Origin of the sequence: Klebsiella sp. MISC125 (assembly GCF_051131775.1) — a bacterium.
Classification (GTDB): Bacteria; Pseudomonadota; Gammaproteobacteria; order Enterobacterales; family Enterobacteriaceae; genus Klebsiella.
Genome location: NZ_CP180448.1, coordinates 1,938,084 through 1,957,808, shown reverse-complemented (window position 1 = coordinate 1,957,808; position 19,725 = coordinate 1,938,084). Strand labels below are relative to the sequence as shown.

The 19,725-nt window shown below is 53.9% G+C and carries 18 protein-coding genes; 13 read left to right on the top strand and 5 right to left on the bottom strand.

Annotated features, from left to right (window positions below):
• Window positions 1–162 precede the first annotated feature (162 nt).
• The 9 genes from ACMYSL_RS09310 to yejF all read left to right on the top strand — a co-directional run bounded on the left by ACMYSL_RS09310 (window position 163) and on the right by yejF (window position 11,815).
• A complete protein-coding gene (locus ACMYSL_RS09310) occupies window positions 163–1,629 on the top strand; it encodes a mannitol dehydrogenase family protein (protein WP_434662341.1) in 1,467 nt (488 codons plus the stop codon).
• A gap of 119 nt (window positions 1,630–1,748) precedes the next feature.
• A complete protein-coding gene (locus tag ACMYSL_RS09305; RefSeq protein WP_434662338.1) occupies window positions 1,749–2,726 on the top strand; it encodes a CobW family GTP-binding protein in 978 nt (325 codons plus the stop codon).
• Between the two features lie 36 nt (window positions 2,727–2,762).
• Window positions 2,763–3,476 carry a phosphatase PAP2 family protein gene (locus ACMYSL_RS09300; RefSeq protein WP_434663989.1) on the top strand — a complete coding sequence of 238 codons (714 nt, stop codon included), beginning with the start codon at window positions 2,763–2,765 and terminating at the stop codon, window positions 3,474–3,476.
• Window positions 3,477–3,902: 426 nt separating this feature from the next.
• Window positions 3,903–4,472, top strand: a complete 570-nt coding sequence (gene mepS, locus ACMYSL_RS09295; RefSeq protein WP_110272352.1) for a bifunctional murein DD-endopeptidase/murein LD-carboxypeptidase — start codon at window positions 3,903–3,905, stop codon at window positions 4,470–4,472.
• A gap of 184 nt (window positions 4,473–4,656) precedes the next feature.
• Window positions 4,657–6,219: a cyclic di-GMP phosphodiesterase gene (locus ACMYSL_RS09290; RefSeq protein WP_434662336.1), complete on the top strand. Its 1,563-nt coding sequence runs from the start codon at window positions 4,657–4,659 to the stop codon at window positions 6,217–6,219.
• Between the two features lie 70 nt (window positions 6,220–6,289).
• Window positions 6,290–8,095, top strand: coding sequence for an extracellular solute-binding protein (locus ACMYSL_RS09285; protein ID WP_434662334.1), 1,806 nt, complete (start codon window positions 6,290–6,292; stop codon window positions 8,093–8,095).
• A gap of 9 nt (window positions 8,096–8,104) precedes the next feature.
• Complete coding sequence (locus ACMYSL_RS09280; protein WP_112213053.1) at window positions 8,105–9,199, top strand: microcin C ABC transporter permease YejB; 1,095 nt, start codon at window positions 8,105–8,107, stop codon at window positions 9,197–9,199.
• Window positions 9,199–10,224: a microcin C ABC transporter permease gene (locus tag ACMYSL_RS09275; protein WP_434662331.1), complete on the top strand. Its 1,026-nt coding sequence runs from the start codon at window positions 9,199–9,201 to the stop codon at window positions 10,222–10,224. Before ACMYSL_RS09280 ends, ACMYSL_RS09275 begins: the two co-directional genes overlap by 1 nt.
• Before the next feature lies 1 nt (window position 10,225).
• Window positions 10,226–11,815, top strand: a complete 1,590-nt coding sequence (yejF, locus tag ACMYSL_RS09270; protein ID WP_434662328.1) for a microcin C ABC transporter ATP-binding protein YejF — start codon at window positions 10,226–10,228, stop codon at window positions 11,813–11,815.
• Window positions 11,816–11,818: 3 nt separating this feature from the next.
• Here yejF and ACMYSL_RS09265 read toward each other — a convergent pair whose 3' ends face one another.
• The 3 genes from ACMYSL_RS09265 to rsuA form a co-directional block, all read right to left on the bottom strand.
• Window positions 11,819–12,163, bottom strand: a complete 345-nt coding sequence (locus tag ACMYSL_RS09265) for a YejG family protein (protein WP_182240018.1) — start codon at window positions 12,161–12,163, stop codon at window positions 11,819–11,821.
• Between the two features lie 329 nt (window positions 12,164–12,492).
• Window positions 12,493–13,689 carry a Bcr/CflA family multidrug efflux MFS transporter gene (locus ACMYSL_RS09260; RefSeq protein ID WP_182240020.1) on the bottom strand — a complete coding sequence of 399 codons (1,197 nt, stop codon included), beginning with the start codon at window positions 13,687–13,689 and terminating at the stop codon, window positions 12,493–12,495.
• Window positions 13,686–14,405 (bottom strand): 16S rRNA pseudouridine(516) synthase RsuA, encoded by a 720-nt coding sequence (gene rsuA / locus ACMYSL_RS09255; RefSeq protein WP_110272344.1) that lies wholly within the window; start codon window positions 14,403–14,405, stop codon window positions 13,686–13,688. The genes ACMYSL_RS09260 and rsuA overlap by 4 nt, the downstream gene beginning before the upstream one ends.
• A 149-nt stretch (window positions 14,406–14,554) precedes the next feature.
• Here rsuA and ACMYSL_RS09250 point away from each other — a divergent pair, with 149 nt between their 5' ends.
• The gene (locus ACMYSL_RS09250) at window positions 14,555–16,312 is read left to right on the top strand and encodes a DEAD/DEAH box helicase (RefSeq protein ID WP_110272343.1); all 1,758 of its coding nucleotides are present in this window, start codon (window positions 14,555–14,557) and stop codon (window positions 16,310–16,312) included.
• Between the two features lie 138 nt (window positions 16,313–16,450).
• A complete protein-coding gene (gene rplY / locus ACMYSL_RS09245; protein ID WP_434662324.1) occupies window positions 16,451–16,735 on the top strand; it encodes a 50S ribosomal protein L25 in 285 nt (94 codons plus the stop codon).
• Between the two features lie 58 nt (window positions 16,736–16,793).
• Here rplY and ACMYSL_RS09240 read toward each other — a convergent pair whose 3' ends face one another.
• The gene (locus ACMYSL_RS09240) at window positions 16,794–17,390 is read right to left on the bottom strand and encodes an NUDIX domain-containing protein (RefSeq protein ID WP_434662322.1); all 597 of its coding nucleotides are present in this window, start codon (window positions 17,388–17,390) and stop codon (window positions 16,794–16,796) included.
• Window positions 17,391–17,471: 81 nt separating this feature from the next.
• Between ACMYSL_RS09240 and ACMYSL_RS09235 the strand changes: the two genes are divergently transcribed.
• Window positions 17,472–18,230 carry a DeoR/GlpR family DNA-binding transcription regulator gene (locus ACMYSL_RS09235; RefSeq protein WP_182240863.1) on the top strand — a complete coding sequence of 253 codons (759 nt, stop codon included), beginning with the start codon at window positions 17,472–17,474 and terminating at the stop codon, window positions 18,228–18,230.
• Window positions 18,231–18,294: 64 nt separating this feature from the next.
• Here ACMYSL_RS09235 and yejK read toward each other — a convergent pair whose 3' ends face one another.
• Window positions 18,295–19,302 (bottom strand): nucleoid-associated protein YejK, encoded by a 1,008-nt coding sequence (gene yejK, locus ACMYSL_RS09230; RefSeq protein ID WP_112213043.1) that lies wholly within the window; start codon window positions 19,300–19,302, stop codon window positions 18,295–18,297.
• Window positions 19,303–19,480: 178 nt separating this feature from the next.
• Here yejK and ACMYSL_RS09225 point away from each other — a divergent pair, with 178 nt between their 5' ends.
• The gene (locus ACMYSL_RS09225; RefSeq protein ID WP_112213214.1) at window positions 19,481–19,708 is read left to right on the top strand and encodes a YejL family protein; all 228 of its coding nucleotides are present in this window, start codon (window positions 19,481–19,483) and stop codon (window positions 19,706–19,708) included.
• The last annotated feature ends 17 nt before the right edge of the window (window positions 19,709–19,725 follow it).

Below are 19,725 nucleotides of genomic sequence, written 5' to 3'. Positions count from 1 at the left end.
CTGCTACGCTATGGTCATCGCTCTCAAGCCTGACGAGATAGACCGCTTGGCTGATTGATCAAGTTCACACAAAGTGGATAAATTCGGCTCACCAATTTAATTTGTTGTCATATAACTTTACACTAATGAATGTTAATCGTCAGTTAATCAGGTGTATGAATAATGACTACCATTGCTACAGCTACGCTGCCGGAAGGCGTGCAGCTCCCTCAGTACGATCGCAACCAACTGCGTTCGCGTATTGTGCATTTCGGTTTCGGCGCGTTTCATCGCGCGCACCAGGCCCTACTCACCGACAGGGTGCTCAACGCCAGCGGTGGGGACTGGGGAATTTGCGAGATTAGCCTGTTCAGCGGCGATCGGCTTATGAGCCAGCTTCGCCAACAAGATCATCTGTTTACCGTGCTGGAGAAAGGGGCCGAGGGTAATCAGCCGATCGTTGTCGGCGCAGTGCATGAATGTCTGAACGCCAAACTTGATTCGCTGGCTGCCATTATTGAGAAATTTTGCGAACCGCAGGTCGCCATTGTTTCTCTAACCATTACCGAGAAAGGCTACTGCATTGACCCTGCCAGCGGCCTGCTGGACATGACGCAGCCACGCATTATTCATGACCTGGAAAACCCTACGCAGCCGCAATCGGTACCCGGTATTCTGGTCGAAACGCTGGCGCGCCGCCGCCAACGTGGACTGGCGCCGTTTACCGTTCTCTCCTGCGATAATATTCCCAACAATGGGCATGTGGTGAAAAACGCCGTGCTGGGAATGGCTGAAAAACGCGATTCGGAGCTGGCGCAGTGGATTGCTGAACACGTCAGCTTTCCCGGCACGATGGTGGACCGCATTGTGCCAGCCGCCACCGATGAGTCGCTGGCGGAGATTAGCGCCGTGCTGGGAGTGGAAGACCCCTGCGCGATTAGCTGCGAGCCGTTTATTCAATGGGTTGTCGAAGATAACTTTGTTGCCGGTCGCCCGGACTGGGAAGCGGCTGGCGTACAGATGACGGATGATGTACTGCCGTGGGAACAGATGAAGCTGCGGATGCTCAACGGCAGCCATTCGTTTCTCGCCTGGCTGGGCTATCTGGCGGGCCACGAACATGTCAGCGACTGTATGCAGGACCCGGTTTTCCGCAGCGCCGCTTACCGTTTGATGCTTGATGAACAGGCACCAACACTCTCAATCACCGGTGTCGACCTGACGGCCTATGCTGACAGCCTCATCGAGCGTTTCAGCAACCCCTCGCTGAAGCATCGCACCTGGCAAATTGCTATGGACGGTAGCCAGAAGCTGCCGCAGCGTATGCTTGACGGTATCCGTATCCACCTTGCTCGCGACAGCCAGTGGCCGCTGCTGGCGCTGGGTGTGGCGGGCTGGATGCGCTATGTCAGTGGCATTGACGATGCTGGAAATAAGATTGATATCCGCGACCCGCTGGCGGATAAAATTGGAAATATTGTATCCGCCAGCAATGAACAACAGCGCGTTAGCGCCCTACTCTCCCTGGAAGAAATTTTTGGCTGCGACCTTTCGCAAAATCCGCAGTTCGTCGCCAACGTCACCGCCGCATGGCATCAGCTAATGACCGCTGGCACTCGCCAGGCGATTAGCGCCGCACTGAATTCTTAACAATTTCTGCCTTTAAGCGGACAGAGAACCTTTCTGTCCGCGGTAAGACTTCTCTTTTCACTTTTTTTTCGTCAGGATAGTCTCAACTGTTACAACATTACATTTATCCTGGAGAAAAGGTGACCAAAACTAACTTGATCACGGGATTTCTCGGCAGTGGCAAAACGACCTCGATTTTGCATCTGCTGGCCCATAAGCCCGCGGATGAAAAATGGGCCGTGCTGGTCAACGAATTTGGCGAAGTGGGCATCGACGGCGCACTGCTGGCCGAGAGCGGAGCCCTGCTTAAAGAAATCCCCGGCGGCTGCATGTGCTGCGTCAACGGCCTGCCAATGCAGGTTGGGCTCAATACGCTGCTGCGCCAGGGAAAACCTGACCGCTTGTTAATAGAGCCAACCGGTCTTGGCCATCCCAAACAGATCCTCGATATTCTGACCGCCACCGTATACGAGCCGTGGATCGACCTGCGTGCGACGCTATGCGTGCTGGACCCGCGTCAGTTGCTCGACGAAAAGGTGGTGACCAACGAAAACTTTCGCGACCAGTTAGCCGCCGCCGATATTGTCATCACCAATAAAGCGGACCGCACGACCAGCGAAAGCCAACTGGCCTTTGCAACATGGTGGCAGACCTATGCCGGAGAGCGTCAGCACGTCAGCGCCACCCAGGGCAATATTGACCCGGTATGGCTTGATTTGCCGCGCCGCAACGTCACGCCGCTACCTGAAAGCGCTGAACACGCGCATAGCCACGGGCAAAAACCAGGTCTGGCGGCGCTTAATCTCCCTACCCACCAGCGCTGGCGCCGCAGTCTTAATAGCGGTCAGGGCTATCAGGCCTGCGGCTGGATTTTTGACGCCGAGACCATTTTTGACACCGTTGGCCTGCTCGAATGGGCGCGACTGGCGCCGGTCGGGCGCGTTAAAGGCGTGATGCGTATTGCCGAAGGACTGGTGCGTATCAATCGCCAGCAGCTTGACCTGCATATTGAGACGCAGAACGTTGCGCCGCCGGATAGCCGCATTGAGCTGATCGCTGATTCCGATACCGACTGGAACGCGCTACAGGCCTCCTTGTTGAAGCTTCGTTTAAGTTAAGGCGGCTATGGTTGCCGTCGTTTTACACAACACGCGATAATTATGATTAAAAATCGAATTCCCCTTATCCTGCTGCTGAACGCGGCGGGTATAGCGCTATTTTGCTCGTGGTACTTTCCTGTTAACCATGGTTTCTGGAATCCGCTGGATTCCGCTATCTTCTATTTTTTTAACCACCTGGTTGGAGTGAGCCCTGCTTACACCTGGCTGCTGGCAATTATCAACAACCGCGCATTCGACGCCTGCTCGCTGCTGGCAATGGGCAGCCTGATGCTGAGCTTCTGGTTTAAAGAACAGAGCGCCGGACGCCGCCGGGTGATTATCATCGGCCTGGTAATGCTGCTCGCCGCCGTCGTCATCAATCAGTTGGCTCAGCATCTGATGCCGGTCAAACGCGCCAGCCCCTCGCTCTCTTTCACCGACATTACTAAAGTGAGTGATGTGATCTCATTTCCCACTAAAGATGCCTCTAAGGATAGCTTCCCGGGCGATCACGGCATGATGCTGCTGATTTTTGCCGCCTTTATGTGGCGCTATTTTGGTCATCGCGCGTTGACTATTGCGCTGGTCATATTTGTGGTCTTCGCGTTCCCGCGCGTAATGATTGGCGCTCACTGGTTTACCGATATTGCCGTCGGTTCATTAACTGCCGTATTGATTGGCGCGCCCTGGGTGTTGATGACCCCACTGAGTGATAAAGTGATATCTTTATTTGAACGTTATCTACCCAGCGGAAAAACAAAAAATTAAACTCCGCCTTACAAATGATTAATATCATTCATAAGGGATCGTTCTGGGTCCCTTTTCTCTCAGCTCATTTTTTCTCATCCCTCCATCATCTTCCCGTCACATTAATCATTATAGAAATGAGTGGATTGCATATTTTTTACCCACAATTGACGCTATTTTACCCTTTCCCGATGATTCACTTTTTGTCGCAAAAATACTTATAAGAAATTGCGCAAAACCGCTCGCCATCCCTTGTTTGATCGGGTAATCTCGATCTCGTTTTGCCTTTCCAGCGACATCAATTCAGAGAATGAATAAATTTGTGCGTTAGGCCACAATTTTATGCTTACGGAATTGTCTCATTGCGACCAGGTAATTAGGCTCTAACACGTTTGGCATTTTTTATAACGACATTGTCGTTAAGGACAACAAGGGATAACACACAGCATGGTCAAATCTCAGCCGATTTTGAGATATATCTTGCGGGTCGCCCCCGCGATTGCAGTTGCGGTTCTGCTTTCCGCGTGTAGTTCAAATAGTACCGCCAGAAATATGCATTCTGAGACGCTTGCTGTGGGTAGTGGCGATTTATCATCACTGCAAGCCTCTCAGGATGAATTTGAAACAATGGTTCGCAATCTGGACGTTAAGTCCCGTTTGATGGATCAATATGCCAGCTGGAAGGGTGTGCGTTACCGCCTCGGCGGCAGCACTCGTAAAGGCATTGATTGTTCTGCCTTTGTGCAACGTACTTTCCGTGAACAGTTTGGTCTGGAACTGCCGCGCTCAACTTCTGAGCAGCAGGATTCAGGTAAATCCATTACGCGTTCTCAACTGCGTACTGGTGATTTAGTTCTGTTCCGTGCAGGTTCTACAGGTCGACATGTTGGCATCTATATCGGCAACAACCAGTTTGTTCATGCATCCACCAGCAGCGGTGTGACGATTTCAAGCATGGATGAGCCGTACTGGAAAAAGCGCTATAACGAAGCGCGACGAGTTCTGAGCCGCTCGTAAACTCTTCTGATATTGGTTATCCCTTGGCCAATGCCAGAAAAAGGAAAACACTGCCGAGGCAGTGTTTTTTTTTGCTCGTCAGCGAATGAACCTGGCAATATAAGCTATGTCTTTAAGTGGGGATGGAAAAAAACGACTTCTATGACCCCCTGGCGCAAATCAATAACACGGACTGATATAGCCTATGCCTACCCGTCACTTCTCTCCTCGGCGTAAAATCTGGCTAACCAGCTTATGTATCGGAATCGCCGTCGCCCTGCTGGCCGGTAGCATTCAGTTTATGGTGATTTATCACAATCGGGCAGAGCGTTTCGACGTCATCATTGATAATGTTCATGCGTATCTAAAGAGCTACTTCCACGATTTAAATCAGACCATTGATGGCCTGCAACCACTAGTCGATCAGCCCTGTGAAAATGTCGATTCTGGATTAACCGCCCATGCTGCATTCAGCCCAAACGTGCGTGCGCTCCTGCTGGTTAAAAATGGTTTCGCGTTTTGTTCTTCCGCCACCGGGGCAATGAATACGCCTTTAACCCAGCTCATCCCCCAGCTCGATATCTCTAAAGCGGTCGATATGGCCATTCTCCCCGGGACGCCCATGATGCCGCAAAGCGCCGCGCTGGCGATGTGGGTCCGCAGCCCGCACGGTGGAGAAGACGGTGTTTTTGTCTCGATTAATGCCAACCTGACGCCCTATATTCTCTACTCTGCCCGGCAGAACGATTTCAGCGGCCTTGCCCTGGCCATTAACCACACTGCCATCTCCACCTTCAGCAATAAACTTATCGACCCGCAAACGCTACTCTCGCCACCAATCCGCCAGGTGCAAATTGACGGTTTGCCGCTCAAAGTTTATCTCTACGCCAACAGCTGGCTGGCAGAAAATACCCAATTTGCCCTGCTGCTTGGCGTGGTATGCGGCCTGCTGGCAGGGTTTTTGAGCTATTACGTCCTGACTATCAAATCTGACCCGCGCAAAGAACTGCTGTTGGCGATCAAAAACGATCAGTTTTACGTGGTTTACCAACCGGTAGTGAAATCCGACACGCTGCAAATTAGCGGTATTGAGGTACTGATGCGCTGGCGGCACCCGACCGCCGGGGAGATCCCTCCCGACGTGTTTATCACCCTGGCTGAAGCCCAGCAGATGATTATCCCTCTCACCCGCCATCTGTTAAAACTGATAGCCCATGATGCGGTGACTCTGCAAAGCCTTCTGCCCGCCGGTAGCAAGCTTGGGATAAATATTTCACCCGCCCACCTGCATGCCGACAGTTTTCAGCAGGATCTTCAACATTTCGCGACAACTATGCCTTCTGGCCATTTTAGCGTGGTGCTGGAGATTACCGAGCGCGCGATGATCGATAAAAGCCGATCGTTGGAGAATTTCGATTGGCTACATGAGCAAGGCTTTGAAATTGCGATTGATGATTTTGGCACCGGGCATAGTGCGCTTATCTATCTGGAGCGCTATAACTTCGACTATCTGAAGATTGACCGCGGCTTCGTGCAAGCTATCGGCACCGAAACCGTGACATCACCGGTTCTGGATGCCGTGATCTCGCTGAGCCGCCGTCTGAAGCTCACCACGGTCGCCGAAGGTGTGGAAACGCAGGAACAGGCCGAATGGCTATGCCAGCACGGAGTGAACTATCTGCAGGGTTACTGGTTAAGCCGACCGCTGACCCTGGAAGCGCTGGTCGCCGCCTACAATGAACCCGCGAAATATTTCACAACCCGCTGAGTCTCCTTTATCATTCGCTATCAGAGGTCAGGCCACCTCAGGCCTGTCATTGGAGGACGATATCCTGGTTATGTTTGTACGCATCAGCCTGATACTGCTGACCTTATTTAGCCTGCAGAGCCAGGCGCAAGCGATTAAAGAGAGCAATACGTTCGCCATTATCGGCGAGCCTAAATACGTCGCTGGCTTTGACCACTACGATTATGCCAACCCCGCCGCGCCGAAAGGCGGTGCGATTACCCTTGCGGCCATTGGCACCTTTGATAACTTCAATCGCTACGCACTGCGCGGCAACCCGGGCATACGTACCGAAACGCTGTATGACTCCTTGTTTACTACCTCTGATGACGAACCCGGCAGCTACTATCCGCTGATTGCCGAAAGCGCTCGCTATGACGAAGCATTTTCGTGGATGGAGATAACCCTCAATCCACACGCCCGCTACCATGACGGCAGCCCAATAACCGCCAGCGATGTCGCGTTTACTTTTCAAAAGTTTATGACCGAAGGGGTGCCGCAATTTCGCCTCTATTATAAAGGCACCACCGTTAAAGCGATCGCCCCGCTAACCGTTCGCATTGAGCTGGCAAAACCGGGCAAAGAGAATATGCTCAGCCTGTTCTCCCTGCCAGTGATGCCGGAAAAATTCTGGCGTAACCATAAGCTCAGCGACCCGCTCTCTTCACCACCGTTAGCTAGCGGTCCGTACCGCGTAACCGCCTGGCGTATGGGTCAGTACATTACCTACTCGCGAGTAAAAGACTACTGGGCCGCTGATTTACCGGTTAATCGCGGGCGCTGGAATTTCGACACCTTGCGCTACGATTACTATCTGGATGACAACGTCGCCTTTGAAGCCTTCAAAGCCGGAGCCGTTGACCGACGCGAAGAGAATATCGCCAAGAACTGGGCCACCCGCTATGTGGGGCGCAATTTTACCCATGGCTACATCGTCAAAGATGAATATACCAACACCTCGGCGCAGAATACCCAGTGGCTGGCTTTCAACATCCAGCGCCCGGTATTTACCGACCGGCGGGTACGCGAAGCCATAACTCTCGCGTTTGATTTTGAATGGATGAATAAGGCGCTGTTTTATAACTCTTACAGCCGCGCCAATAGCTTTTTTCAGAATACCGAATACGCAGCGCGTGATTATCCAGATGCCGAAGAGCTTGCTCTGCTGACGCCGCTGAAAAAAGAGATCCCAGCCGAAGTTTTCACGCAGATCTACCTGCCCCCGGTCTCCAGCGGCGACGGTTTCGAGCGCGCAAACCTGCTCAAAGCAGATGCCATCCTTAACCAGGCGGGATGGGTGGTGAAAAACCAGCGGCGGGTTAACGCGAAAAGCGGCAAACCGTTACGCTTTGAGCTGCTACTTCCTTCCGGGAGCAGCGATCGCTGGGTTCTGCCCTTTCAGCACAACCTTCAGCGGCTCGGGATTGCGATGGATATTCGCCAGGTCGACAACTCCCAGTACAGCAACCGCAAGCGCAGCCGCGATTACGACATGATGCCCAACGTCTGGCGCGCCACGCCCTGGCCCGGTACTGACCTGCAAATCTCCTGGGACTCTGAATATATTGACTCCAGCTACAACGCTTCCGGTGTACAAAGCCCGGCCGTCGACCAGCTGATTGCCCAAATTATTCGCTGGCAGGGCAATAAGGAGAAGCTGCTGCCGCTGGGCCGGGCTCTCGACCGCGTGCTGACGTGGAACTATTACATGCTGCCGATGTGGTATATGGCGCAGGACCGAACCGCATACTGGGATAAATTCTCTTTCCCGCAGACCCGCGCGGTCTACTCTTCTGGTTTTGAAAACTGGTGGTACGACGCACGCAAAGCCGCCAGGCTCCCCGCGGACAGACGTTAAGGAATTAAGATGGGTGCATATCTGCTCCGCCGACTACTGCTGATCATCCCAACGCTATGGGCGATCATCACCATTAACTTTTTTATTGTGCAAATCGCGCCCGGCGGCCCGGTCGATCAGGCGATTGCAGCCATTGAGTTTGGCGATCGCGGCAGTTTGCCCGGGGCCGGAGAAAGCGGAATGAGCGCCAGCCATGCGCGTACCGGCGTCAGTAACATTAGCGACGGACACTATCGCGGCGGGCGCGGGCTCGACCCGGAGGTCATAGCTGAAATAACCCACCGCTACGGCTTTGATAAACCGCTGCACGAGCGCTATTTTAAAATGCTCGGCGATTATCTACGCTTTGATTTTGGCGATAGCCTGTTCCGCAGCTCGTCGGTACTACAGCTGATTAAAGACAGCCTGCCGGTCTCCATCACCCTCGGTTTGTGGAGCACGTTGATTATTTATCTGGTGTCGATTCCATTGGGGATCCGCAAAGCAGTCAGCAACGGCAGCCATTTTGACGTCTGGAGCAGCACGCTGATTATTATCGGCTATGCGATCCCGGCATTCCTGTTCGCGATTTTGCTGATCGTTATCTTTGCCGGAGGGAGCTATTTCGATCTCTTCCCGCTACGCGGGCTGGTTTCCGCCAACTTCGATAGCCTGCCGTGGTATCAAAAAATCCTCGACTATCTCTGGCACATTACGCTCCCCGTGCTGGCGACGGTGATCGGCGGTTTCGCGGCCCTCACCATGCTGACCAAAAACAGCTTTCTTGATGAGATCCGCAAGCAGTACGTGGTCACTGCCCGTGCCAAAGGAGTGAGTGAAAAGCAGATCCTCTGGGGTCATATTTTTCGCAACGCCATGCTGCTGGTGATTGCTGGCTTTCCGGCCACCTTTATCAGCATGTTCTTTACCGGCTCACTGCTCATTGAGGTGATGTTCTCGCTAAACGGACTGGGGCTGCTGGGCTATGAAGCCACCGTTTCCCGCGATTACCCGGTGATGTTCGGCACGCTGTATATTTTTACCCTGATTGGCCTGCTGCTGAATATCATCAGCGATATCAGCTATACGCTGGTCGATCCGCGTATCGATTTTGAGGGCCGCTAATGTCTTTTTTTAGTCCCGTCAATCAGGCCCGCTGGGCGCGCTTTCGCCACAACCGTCGCGGCTACTGGTCCCTGTGGATCTTTTTGGTGCTTTTCGCCTGTAGTCTGTGCGCCGAGCTTATCGCCAACGATAAACCTCTGCTGGTGCAGTACCGCGGCAGCCTCTACGTTCCACTATTAAAAAACTACAGCGAGACCACCTTCGGCGGCAGCTTTGCTACCGCCGCCGACTATCAGGATCCGTGGCTGCAAAAGCAGCTGGACGATAACGGCTGGGCCCTGTGGGCGCCGGTACGTTTTGGTGCGACGACCATTAACTTCGCCAGCGACAGCCCCTTTCCGTCTCCGCCGTCAAAGCTGAACTGGCTGGGCACCGATGCTAACGGCGGTGATGTGCTGGCGCGAATCCTCTATGGGACGCGAATTTCTATTCTCTTCGGTCTATTGCTGACCTTCTTCTCCAGCGTGCTGGGGGTAATGGCTGGCGCAATCCAGGGATATTACGGTGGAAAAGTCGACCTCTGGGGACAGCGATTCATCGAAGTGTGGTCAGGGATGCCAACTCTATTTCTGATTATCCTGCTCTCAAGCGTGGTCCAGGCCAATTTCTGGTGGCTGCTGGCGATTACCGTACTGTTCGGCTGGATGACGCTGGTGGGCGTCGTCCGCGCTGAATTCCTGCGCACCCGCAACTATGACTATATTCGCGCCGCGCAGGCGCTCGGCGTTAGCGATCGGGCGATTATTCTGCGCCATATGCTCCCTAATGCCATGGTCGCCACCCTCACCTTCCTGCCGTTTATTTTGTGTAGTTCGATAACCACCCTGACCTCGCTGGACTTTCTCGGCTTCGGTCTGCCGCTGGGCTCCCCGTCGCTGGGCGAGCTGCTGTTGCAGGGGAAAAACAACCTTCAGGCTCCGTGGCTGGGCATCGCCGCTTTTCTGTCGGTGGCAGTGCTGCTGACGTTGTTGATTTTTATCGGTGAAGCGGTTCGCGACGCCTTCGACCCAAGCAAGGCGGTGTAGCATGACGCAACCTCTGTTAGATATCGATAACCTCTCCATCGCCTTCCGCCAGCAGGGTGAAACCACCACCGTCGTCAGCGAGCTGTCGCTGCAAATCGCGGCGGGCGAAACCCTGGCGCTGGTGGGCGAATCCGGTTCCGGCAAAAGCGTTTCGGCGCTGTCGGTGCTACGCCTGCTGCCCTCTCCGCCGGTCAGCTATCCCAGCGGCGATATCCGTTTTCACGGCCAATCGCTGCTGCACGCTGATGAACACACCTTGCGCGGCGTGCGCGGTAACCGCATCGCGATGATCTTTCAGGAGCCGATGGTTTCGCTAAACCCGTTACATAACCTCGAAAAGCAGCTGTACGAAGTGCTCTCTTTGCACCGTGGTATGCGTAAAGAGGCGGCGCGCGGGGAGATCCTCGACTGTCTTGATCGCGTGGGGATCCGCAATGCGTCGCGGCGACTAGGCGATTATCCACATCAGCTTTCCGGCGGCGAGCGCCAGCGGGTGATGATAGCCATGGCGCTGCTGACGCGCCCTGAGTTGCTTATTGCCGATGAACCCACTACCGCGCTGGATGTGTCGGTTCAAGCGCAAATCCTCGCGCTGCTGCGCGAACTCAAGCAAGAACTCAACATGGGGCTGCTATTTATCACCCATAATCTGAGTATCGTGCGTCAGCTCGCCGATCGCGTGGCGGTGATGCAAAACGGCCGCTGCGTCGAGCAAAATAGCTGTCAGGCGCTATTCTCTGCGCCTGAGCATCCTTATACTCGCCGCCTGCTGGATAGCGAGCCGTCGGGCGATCCGGTGCCGCTGGCTCCCGATGCGCCGGAGCTGCTGCGGGCAGAAAACTTGAGTATCGCTTTTCCTATACGTAAGGGGCTCCTGCGCCGGGTCGTCGATCATAATCGGGTGGTTAACGCCCTCAGCTTTCATTTACGCGCCGGAGAAACCCTTGGTCTGGTCGGCGAATCTGGCTCTGGTAAAAGTACCACCGGGCTGGCGCTTCTGCGCCTGATTCACTCTGAGGGAACGATTAATTTTGATGGTGAGGCACTTCAGGGGCGCAATCGTCGTCAGATGCTGCCGCTACGCCGTCGTATGCAGGTTGTTTTTCAGGACCCTAACTCATCGCTGAATCCACGGCTCAATGTCCTGCAAATCATTGAAGAAGGGTTGCGCGTGCATCAGCCGACGCTCACCCCTGCCGAGAGGGAGCAGGCGGTGATACAGGCGATGCAGGAGGTAGGACTGGACCCGCAATCTCGTCATCGCTATCCAGCCGCCTTTTCCGGTGGTCAGCGTCAGCGCATCGCTATCGCCAGGGCATTAGTCGTTAAGCCTCAGCTCATCGTGCTGGATGAACCGACCTCGTCGCTGGATAAGACCGTACAGGCGCAAATTCTGGCCTTGCTGAAGGCGTTACAGCAAAAGCATCAGTTGGCCTATATTTTTATCAGCCACGACTTACGCGTAGTGCGGGCACTGTGTCATCAAGTCATGGTACTGCGGCAGGGAGAGGTTATCGAGCAGGGGGAGTGCGAGCGCGTTTTTACCGCTCCGCAACAGGAGTATACCCGCCAGCTGCTGGCGCTAAGCTGACGGTCAGAATGGATTATTACCAGAGAAAGGTTCAGCAATCGCCACGCCGAAATTTTTCAGGCGACAGGTTGCAGCAAACTCGTCCTGGCGATTAACAAACAGGCACGGTTCCCCTTCGCATTCAACAATAGAGCTATCTACTTCGATGTCGCTGAGCGCCTGGCTAAGCTTATGCATGACCGACCATGCATTTTGGCCATCCGGACTCAGCAATTTCAAAGCAACAAGGCTGTTTTCACTCTGCGCGCCGTTTTGCGGAATCGGTTCAACTCTTGAACCTGCAAAACCGGCCAGCCAGCGATAGCTCTGCGGCAGACGGTGTACGATAGAGAGTTGCAGTGTATTCACGTGTTTTCCCCGGAAGCAAAATACTTCACAATAATTTCACATCAATGCTAACACATTATTGACAAATAGTCCTGATTCCGCACGGAAAACGCTTACACCGGTATAATATCTGTGTTATTGGGTTGTAATGTAAAAGTTTAAAATCGTGCAGATGGAACATCTTCGGGCTATATGTACCCGTTTCTGTGATCTAAAACAACTTTTTTATCGCAACAATGCGACTTTTTAAGCGATCTGATTTTACATAAAAGAAACAAATTGCTAAACCGAGAAGCGAGTTTCGGTTGATATGCATCAAAAAAGGGGCGAAATCGCCCCCTCGATGTAGCTCAACGTGCGGCTTTTCGCCGTCGGCTGGCATAGAGATAAAAGAGAATGGAGCTGCTGGCACAGACGGCGATAGAAATCAGCATCGGCCAGGCGGTGGTAAAGGTCGCCATTGAGAGGAGTGCACCGACAATCGCCCCAATCCCGAAGCGGAAGGTTCCCGCCAGCGAAGAGGCCGTCCCTGCCATATGCGGAAATTCATCAAGAATAACCGCCATCGCGTTTGAAGAAACCATGGAAACGCAGCCGATAAACGCGGCAACGCCAAACACTAACGCCCAAAAACCAACATCAAACAGCGCACAGACCACCATCCACACGGCCATCGCGAACTGGATCCACAGCCCGGCGCGGAACATGTTTACCGCCCCAACCCGCCGCACAAACCGGCTATTGATAATGGTCATAACGAACAGGAAAACGACGTTCAGCGCAAAATAGTAGCCAAAGTGCTGCGGTGAAACGTGGTTGATATTGATATAGACAAACGGACCCGCACTCAAAAACGAGAACATCCCGGCAAAGCTAAAACCGCTCGCCAGCATATAGCTCAGCACTCGTTTGTGGCGGAATAGGGTAGCAAAATTGCCAAGCGTAGTGCGGATATGAAACTTTTGTCGCCGCTCTGGCGGCAGGGTTTCGCTAATGAAGAAAGCGATCATCGCCGACGCTAACAGCGCCGCCACCGCCAGGATCCAGAAAATCGCATGCCAGCTGAACCACACCAGCACCGCCCCGCCAACCATCGGCGCCACCAGCGGTGCAACGGTGGTCACCAGCATGACGAACGACATCATCCGCGAGAACTCTTCTTTTGGATAGATATCGCGCATCAGGGCGTTAATCACCACGCTTGCCGCCGCAGCCGCCAGGCCGTGGAAGAAGCGCATCGTAATCAACATATCGATAGTCTGCGACAGCGCGCAGGCCACCGCCGCCGCCGCGAAAACCAGCGTTCCGCCGAGAATAACCGGTTTACGCCCGATACTGTCAGCCATCGGGCCATATAAAAGCTGACCCACAGCAAAGCCCAGAATATAGGTGCTGAGCGTCATCTGCGCGCTGCCATCAGGCACATTAAACTGCGCCGAAATCACCGGTAGCGCCGGGAGATACATATCAATCGACAGCGGCATCAACATGGCCAGCAGGCCAAGAATAAACACAATTCCTAATGACGAATTCTTCTTTGCCGTCACGTTTTACTCCGCGCATGTTGGCCGCCGACGCTGGCTATTTCAGCTTCCGTCAGCGGACGATATTCACCAGGGGCCAGCGACTCATCAAGGGCAATGTCGCCAATACGTTCGCGGTGTAACTCCACTACGTGGTTACCGACAGCGGCAAACATCCGCTTAACCTGATGGTAACGCCCTTCGCTAATGGTCAGGCGGACTTCGGTCGGCGTTACCACTTCCAGCACCGCTGGTTTGGTCAGCTCTTTCTCATTGTGCAGTTGAACGCCTTTAGCAAACTGCTCGGCGGTGGTTTCATCAACCGGGTTTTCCAGCTCCACCAGATAGGTTTTTTCACAGTGATGGCGCGGGGAAGTAATGCGGTGAGACCACTGACCATCATCGGTCATCAGCACCAGGCCGGTGGTGTCGATATCCAGACGTCCTGCCGCGTGCAGCTTGTGGGCCACCGGCTCATCGAGGAAATAGAGTACCGTCGGATGATCCGGATCGTCGGTAGAACAAACGTACCCCTGCGGCTTGTTGAGCATAAAGTAGCGCGGGCCGTTTTGTTGAGTCAGCGTATTGCCGTCATACTCGACATCATGCTCCGGTAGAAGCTTGAAGGAAGAGTCTTTTACAATTTCGCCATCCACGGTAACGCGGCTGCCGCGGATTTCACGCCCGGCAATAGCCCGACTAACGCCAAGTTGCTGAGCGATAAACTTATCAAGTCGCATGAGATTTTTTTAGCCTGTAAAGAGTGCTGGAGCGGGCAACTCGCCCGAAAAAGAAGAATATCACGGGTTAGTATAACGAGCTCTTAACACCACTCAAGGGAAAAGATTCGTGGCATACTATTCGCGAGTTAATTAACCGCCATAAATTCATGACTTTTACATTACGCCCCTACCAAAAAGAGGCGGTCGACGCCACGCTCGCCTGGTTTCGCCGCCACCATGAACCTGCCGCCATCGTCTTACCGACCGGCGCAGGTAAAAGCCTGGTCATCGCCGAACTGGCGCGGCTGGCGCGCGGTCGCGTGCTGGTACTCGCACACGTCAAAGAGCTGGTGGCGCAGAACCACGCAAAGTATCGCGCACTCGGCCTGGAAGCGGATATCTTCGCCGCAGGCCTGAAGCGTAAAGAGAGCCACGGAAAAGTGGTGTTTGGCAGCGTGCAATCGGTGGCCCGTAATCTTGACCAGTTTCAGGGCGAGTTTTCGTTGCTGATCGTCGATGAGTGCCACCGCATCAGCGACGACGATGACAGCCAGTATCAGCAGATCATCAGCCACCTTCAGCAGGTCAATCCGCATCTACGTCTGCTCGGGCTAACCGCCACCCCTTTTCGTCTTGGTAAAGGCTGGATTTACCAGTTTCATTATCACGGCATGGTACGTGGCGATGAAAAAGCGCTGTTTCGCGACTGCATCTACGAGCTGCCGCTGCGCTATATGATTAAGAACGGCTACCTGACGCCACCAGAGCGGCTGGATATGCCGGTGGTGCAGTATGACTTCAGCCGCCTCCAGGCACAAAGTAACGGCCTGTTTAGCGAGGCCGACCTGAACGTTGAGCTGAAAAAACAGCAGCGCGTCACGCCGCATATCGTCAGCCAAATCGTTGAATTTGCCCAAACGCGCAAAGGGGTGATGATTTTCGCCGCCACCGTCGAACATGCAAGCGAAGTAACTGGCTTGCTCCCGAGCGGTGAAGCAGCATTGATCACCGGCGAAACGCCGGGACCGGAGCGTGACCGAATTATTGAAGCGTTTAAGGCCCAGCAGTATCGCTATCTGGTCAACGTCGCGGTCCTGACCACCGGCTTTGATGCGCCGCATGTCGATCTGATCGCCATTCTGCGCCCTACCGAGTCGGTGAGTCTTTACCAACAAATCGTCGGTCGCGGCCTGCGCCTGTCGCCGGGCAAAACCGACTGTCTGATTCTCGACTACGCTGGTAACCCGCATGACCTGTACGCGCCGGAAGTGGGCGCGCCTAAAGGGAAAAGCGATAACGTGCCGGTGCAAGTTTTCTGCCCAGCCTGCGGTTTCGCTAATACCTTCTGGGGAAAAACCACCGCCGATGGCACGCTGATTGAGCACTTTGGCCGCCGCTGCCAGGGCTGGTTTGAGGATGACGAAGGCCATCGCGAACAGTGCGACTTTCGTTTCCGCTTTAAAAACTGCCCGCAGTGTAATGCGGAAAACGATATCGCCGCCCGCCGCTGCCGCGAATGCGACACTATTCTGGTCGACCCGGATGACATGCTCAAAGCGGCGCTGAAGCTGAAGGATGCGCTGGTATTGCGCTGTAGCGGTATGGACCTTCAGCACGGAGCGGATGACAAAGGCGCGTGGTTGAAAATCACCTATCATGATGAGGATGGCGCGGACGTAAGTGAGCGCTTCCGTCTGCATACACCTGCCCAGCGCATGGCCTTTGAACAGCTATTTATCCGCCCCCACACCCGCACGCCTGGCGTGCCGCTGCGCTGGATAACGCCTGCTGACATCCTCACCCAGCAAGCACTTCTGCGCCATCCGGATTTTGTTGTGGCGCGTATGAAGGGGCAATACTGGCAGGTACGGGAAAAAGTGTTCGATTATCAAGGGCGCTTTCGCCGGGCCAATGAGCTGCGCTAATCGCCCTAATGGCTGAGGTTTTCATTGCCGTAAAAACGTTTGGCGGCTATAATGCCGCCCGCTTTTGTATTCGCAAAAGCAGATAATCTGCCTGCTGCTGGGTCGCCTGTGGCAGGATTTATATATAGAGAGACGTCAATGTTTACTATCAACGCAGAAGTACGTAAAGAGCAGGGTAAGGGTGCGAGCCGCCGCCTGCGTGCAGCTAACAAATTCCCAGCCATCATCTATGGCGGCGAAGCTGCTCCAGTAGCGATTGAAATGGATCAAGACAAAGTGTGGAACATGCAGACCAATGCTGAGTTCTACAGCGAAGTCCTGACCATCGTTATCGATGGCAAAGAAGAGAAAGTTAAAGCTCAGGCTGTTCAGCGTCACCCGTTCAAGCCAAAACTGTCTCACATCGACTTCGTTCGCGCTTAATCGCCGACTGAACGTTGTATGGCAAACGCCCCGGCCCGCAAGGTCCGGGGCGTTTTGTTTATAGAGTTAACAGCGTTGACGTATTCAGCGCCAGATGCTGCAACAGCATAATCGTTTTCGCATCGACGATCTCACCATTGCGGATAGCCTCCAGAGCCTGCTCAAGCGGCCACTCCAGCACCTCAATATCCTCCCCTTCCGCAGCCAGTCCCCCACCATCGCTACGCCTGTCGTCCGAGGAGTATTCCGCAATAAAAAAGTAGAGCTTTTCCGTCACCGACCCGGGGCTCATATAGGCCGTAAATACCGGTTCAATACGCGTGACGCGAAAACCGGTCTCCTCTTCAGCCTCGGCGATGATCCGCTCCTCTGGCGAGACATTATCCAGTAGTCCGGCGGCAGCTTCGATCAAAAAACCGTCATGACCGTTAATCCACACCGGAAAGCGAAACTGACGAACCAGCACCACCGTTTGCTTTTCCCGGTTGTAGAGCAAAATCACCGCGCCATTACCGCGATCGTAGGCTTCCCGACTCTGCTCCTGCCAGCGCCCGTCCCGGCGCAGTAACTCAAACGTGTAGGTTTTCAGCGTGTACCAGTTGTCCGATAATAGCGTTTCGCGGATATGGCGAACGCGCGGCGCATCAGCGTGCATGTTTTTCCCCTTTTAGGTGACAGCGAGCACCATAACATGCATAATCGTGCACAAACAAGATCACTCATGAAGGTATTTTCGATGCTTGCCAGCCAGAGAAAACAGCAGATTTTGCATATCCTCGCCGAGGAAAAACAGGTGATGTCAGGCGATCTCAGCCAGCGTTTTAGCGTTTCAGAGGACTCCATTCGCCGGGATCTGCGAGAACTGGCTGCGGAAGGTAAATTGCAGCGGGTGCACGGCGGCGCGCTGCCGGTTTCCGCGGCAATCGCGCCTATTGAAACAAGAAAAAACGTGCAAATCCCTTCAAAGCAGGTAATCGCTCAACGCGCAGTGGAGCTTATTCAACCCGGTCAGGTGGTGATTATCGACGGCGGAACCACGACCGGAGAGATGGCGCGCCTGCTGCCGAATGACCTGGCGTGTACAGTGGTGACTCATAGCCCGGGGATCGCCGTCGAACTGGTGGAAAAACCGCTGATAGAAGTGATTTTGATTGGCGGTCGGCTATTCAAACATTCGGTAGTTAGCGTGGGCGCAAACGCGCTGGAAAGTATTTCCCGCATCAATGCCGACCTGTTTTTTATGGGCGTCACAGGCGTACATCATCGAACCGGATTAACCACGGGTGACTATGAAGAAGCGGGGATTAAGCGCGCGCTCGCGGCACGAGCAGCCGAAACGGTGGTGATGGCATCACAAGAAAAGCTCAACTCCGCTTCGGCCTTTACCATCGGCGAATTGAGCCTCGCTAGCACACTGATTGTGGATACGCCGTTAGATGATGTACTACGCCAGCAATTAGCCATTGATGGAGTAGAAATCCTTTACACCTTCTAGTTGACCGCTTTCAGGCCAGAGTCCTGAAGTAAAAATCCCGACTCTGCGCCGGGATTTTTGTCATTTACTTTCCGCCAGAGGTTCGGCGCTGCAGCTGATCGCGCAAGTTTGGCGGGGTGCCTTTAATGGTTAAGGTATCCGTTGCCGGATCCCAGAACACACGCTCACCCAGCAACATGGCATCAAAGTTGATGGTTAACCCGCCGCCGCTGCCAGCAAACTTAGTTAACTGACGTAAAGTGCTGCGGTCTGCCGGGAAGCTCTCTTCCAGTTCATAGCCTTGTTCGGCGGTAAACTCCTGGAAGGTCTTCTCGCTGACGCCCGCCAGCTCTTTGGACAGCGACTCCAGCTCGATTTCCTCACCGGCCTGCAGCTGTTCGTTGCAATAGCTATATACCTGCTGGCGCACATTCTGGCGCTCAGATTTATCCAGTTGCGCATCGGCGGCGAAATCATCCAGCGCCTGCAGCAAGCCACGGTTCTGCGCTTTTGCGTTCAACCCTTCGCTGGCACCGAGGAAATCCATAAAGAAGTCGGCAACTTTACGCCCTACCCGGCCTTTTAAGAAGGTTAGATAACGGGTGGACTCCGGATTAGTTTCCCATTCGGTTAAATCAATACGCGCAACAATATCGGCGTGATTGATATCCAGATAGTGGGTGGAACTGATATCGAGCTCTTCATTAACGCGCATGCTACTTAAGTTATTCAGCACGGCTACCAGCAAATATTCGACCGCCAGATAACGATACTGACAAAACAGGACAATACCGCCTTCAGCAAAAGGATATTTCGCTAATTCGTCACGCAGGCGACCGGTCGCCGCTCGGCTAAATGGCAGAAACTCCTCTTCACCCTGACGCTGCTGGCGCAGGGACTGAGCCAACTCGCTCTCTTCGGTGAACAAACCGTAGGCTTTATTTTTTGCGCTGTAGACACGATGCAGTTCGGCCATCATCTCCACAACCGTCGCAGTCGGTTCCAGCAATGACTCGCGCAGCACCAGTTCCAGATTTTGTTCATCACGTTTGATTAACTGATGCAGGGCAATCTGGTCGATATCCAGACTCATGTTAAACTCTCCTTTTAGACTGGGAAGTATTCAACCACTGCAGGGACGACGACGCAACCAGCACGTCGCTCTTTACGAGCGAAGCCGCGCGCTTTTACGCCATGGTGAAAAAATGCGGAAAAAAAGCCGCTGCTACGGTAATATGTTGCCCTTTCACGAACAGACAGATTTTGAGTTTATGCCGCAAATATCCCGCTATAGCGATGAACAAGTCGAACAGCTGCTCAGCGAGCTGACGAGCGTTCTGGAAACACACAAAGCCCCCGTTGACCTTTCACTGATGGTGCTGGGCAATATGGTGACCAACCTGATCAATAGTAGCGTCGCGCCGGCGCAGCGTCAGGCTATCGCCCGTTCTTTTGCCCAGGCGTTGCAGTCATCTATCAACGACGATCCGGCGCACTAAGGATAACGAACAACAGT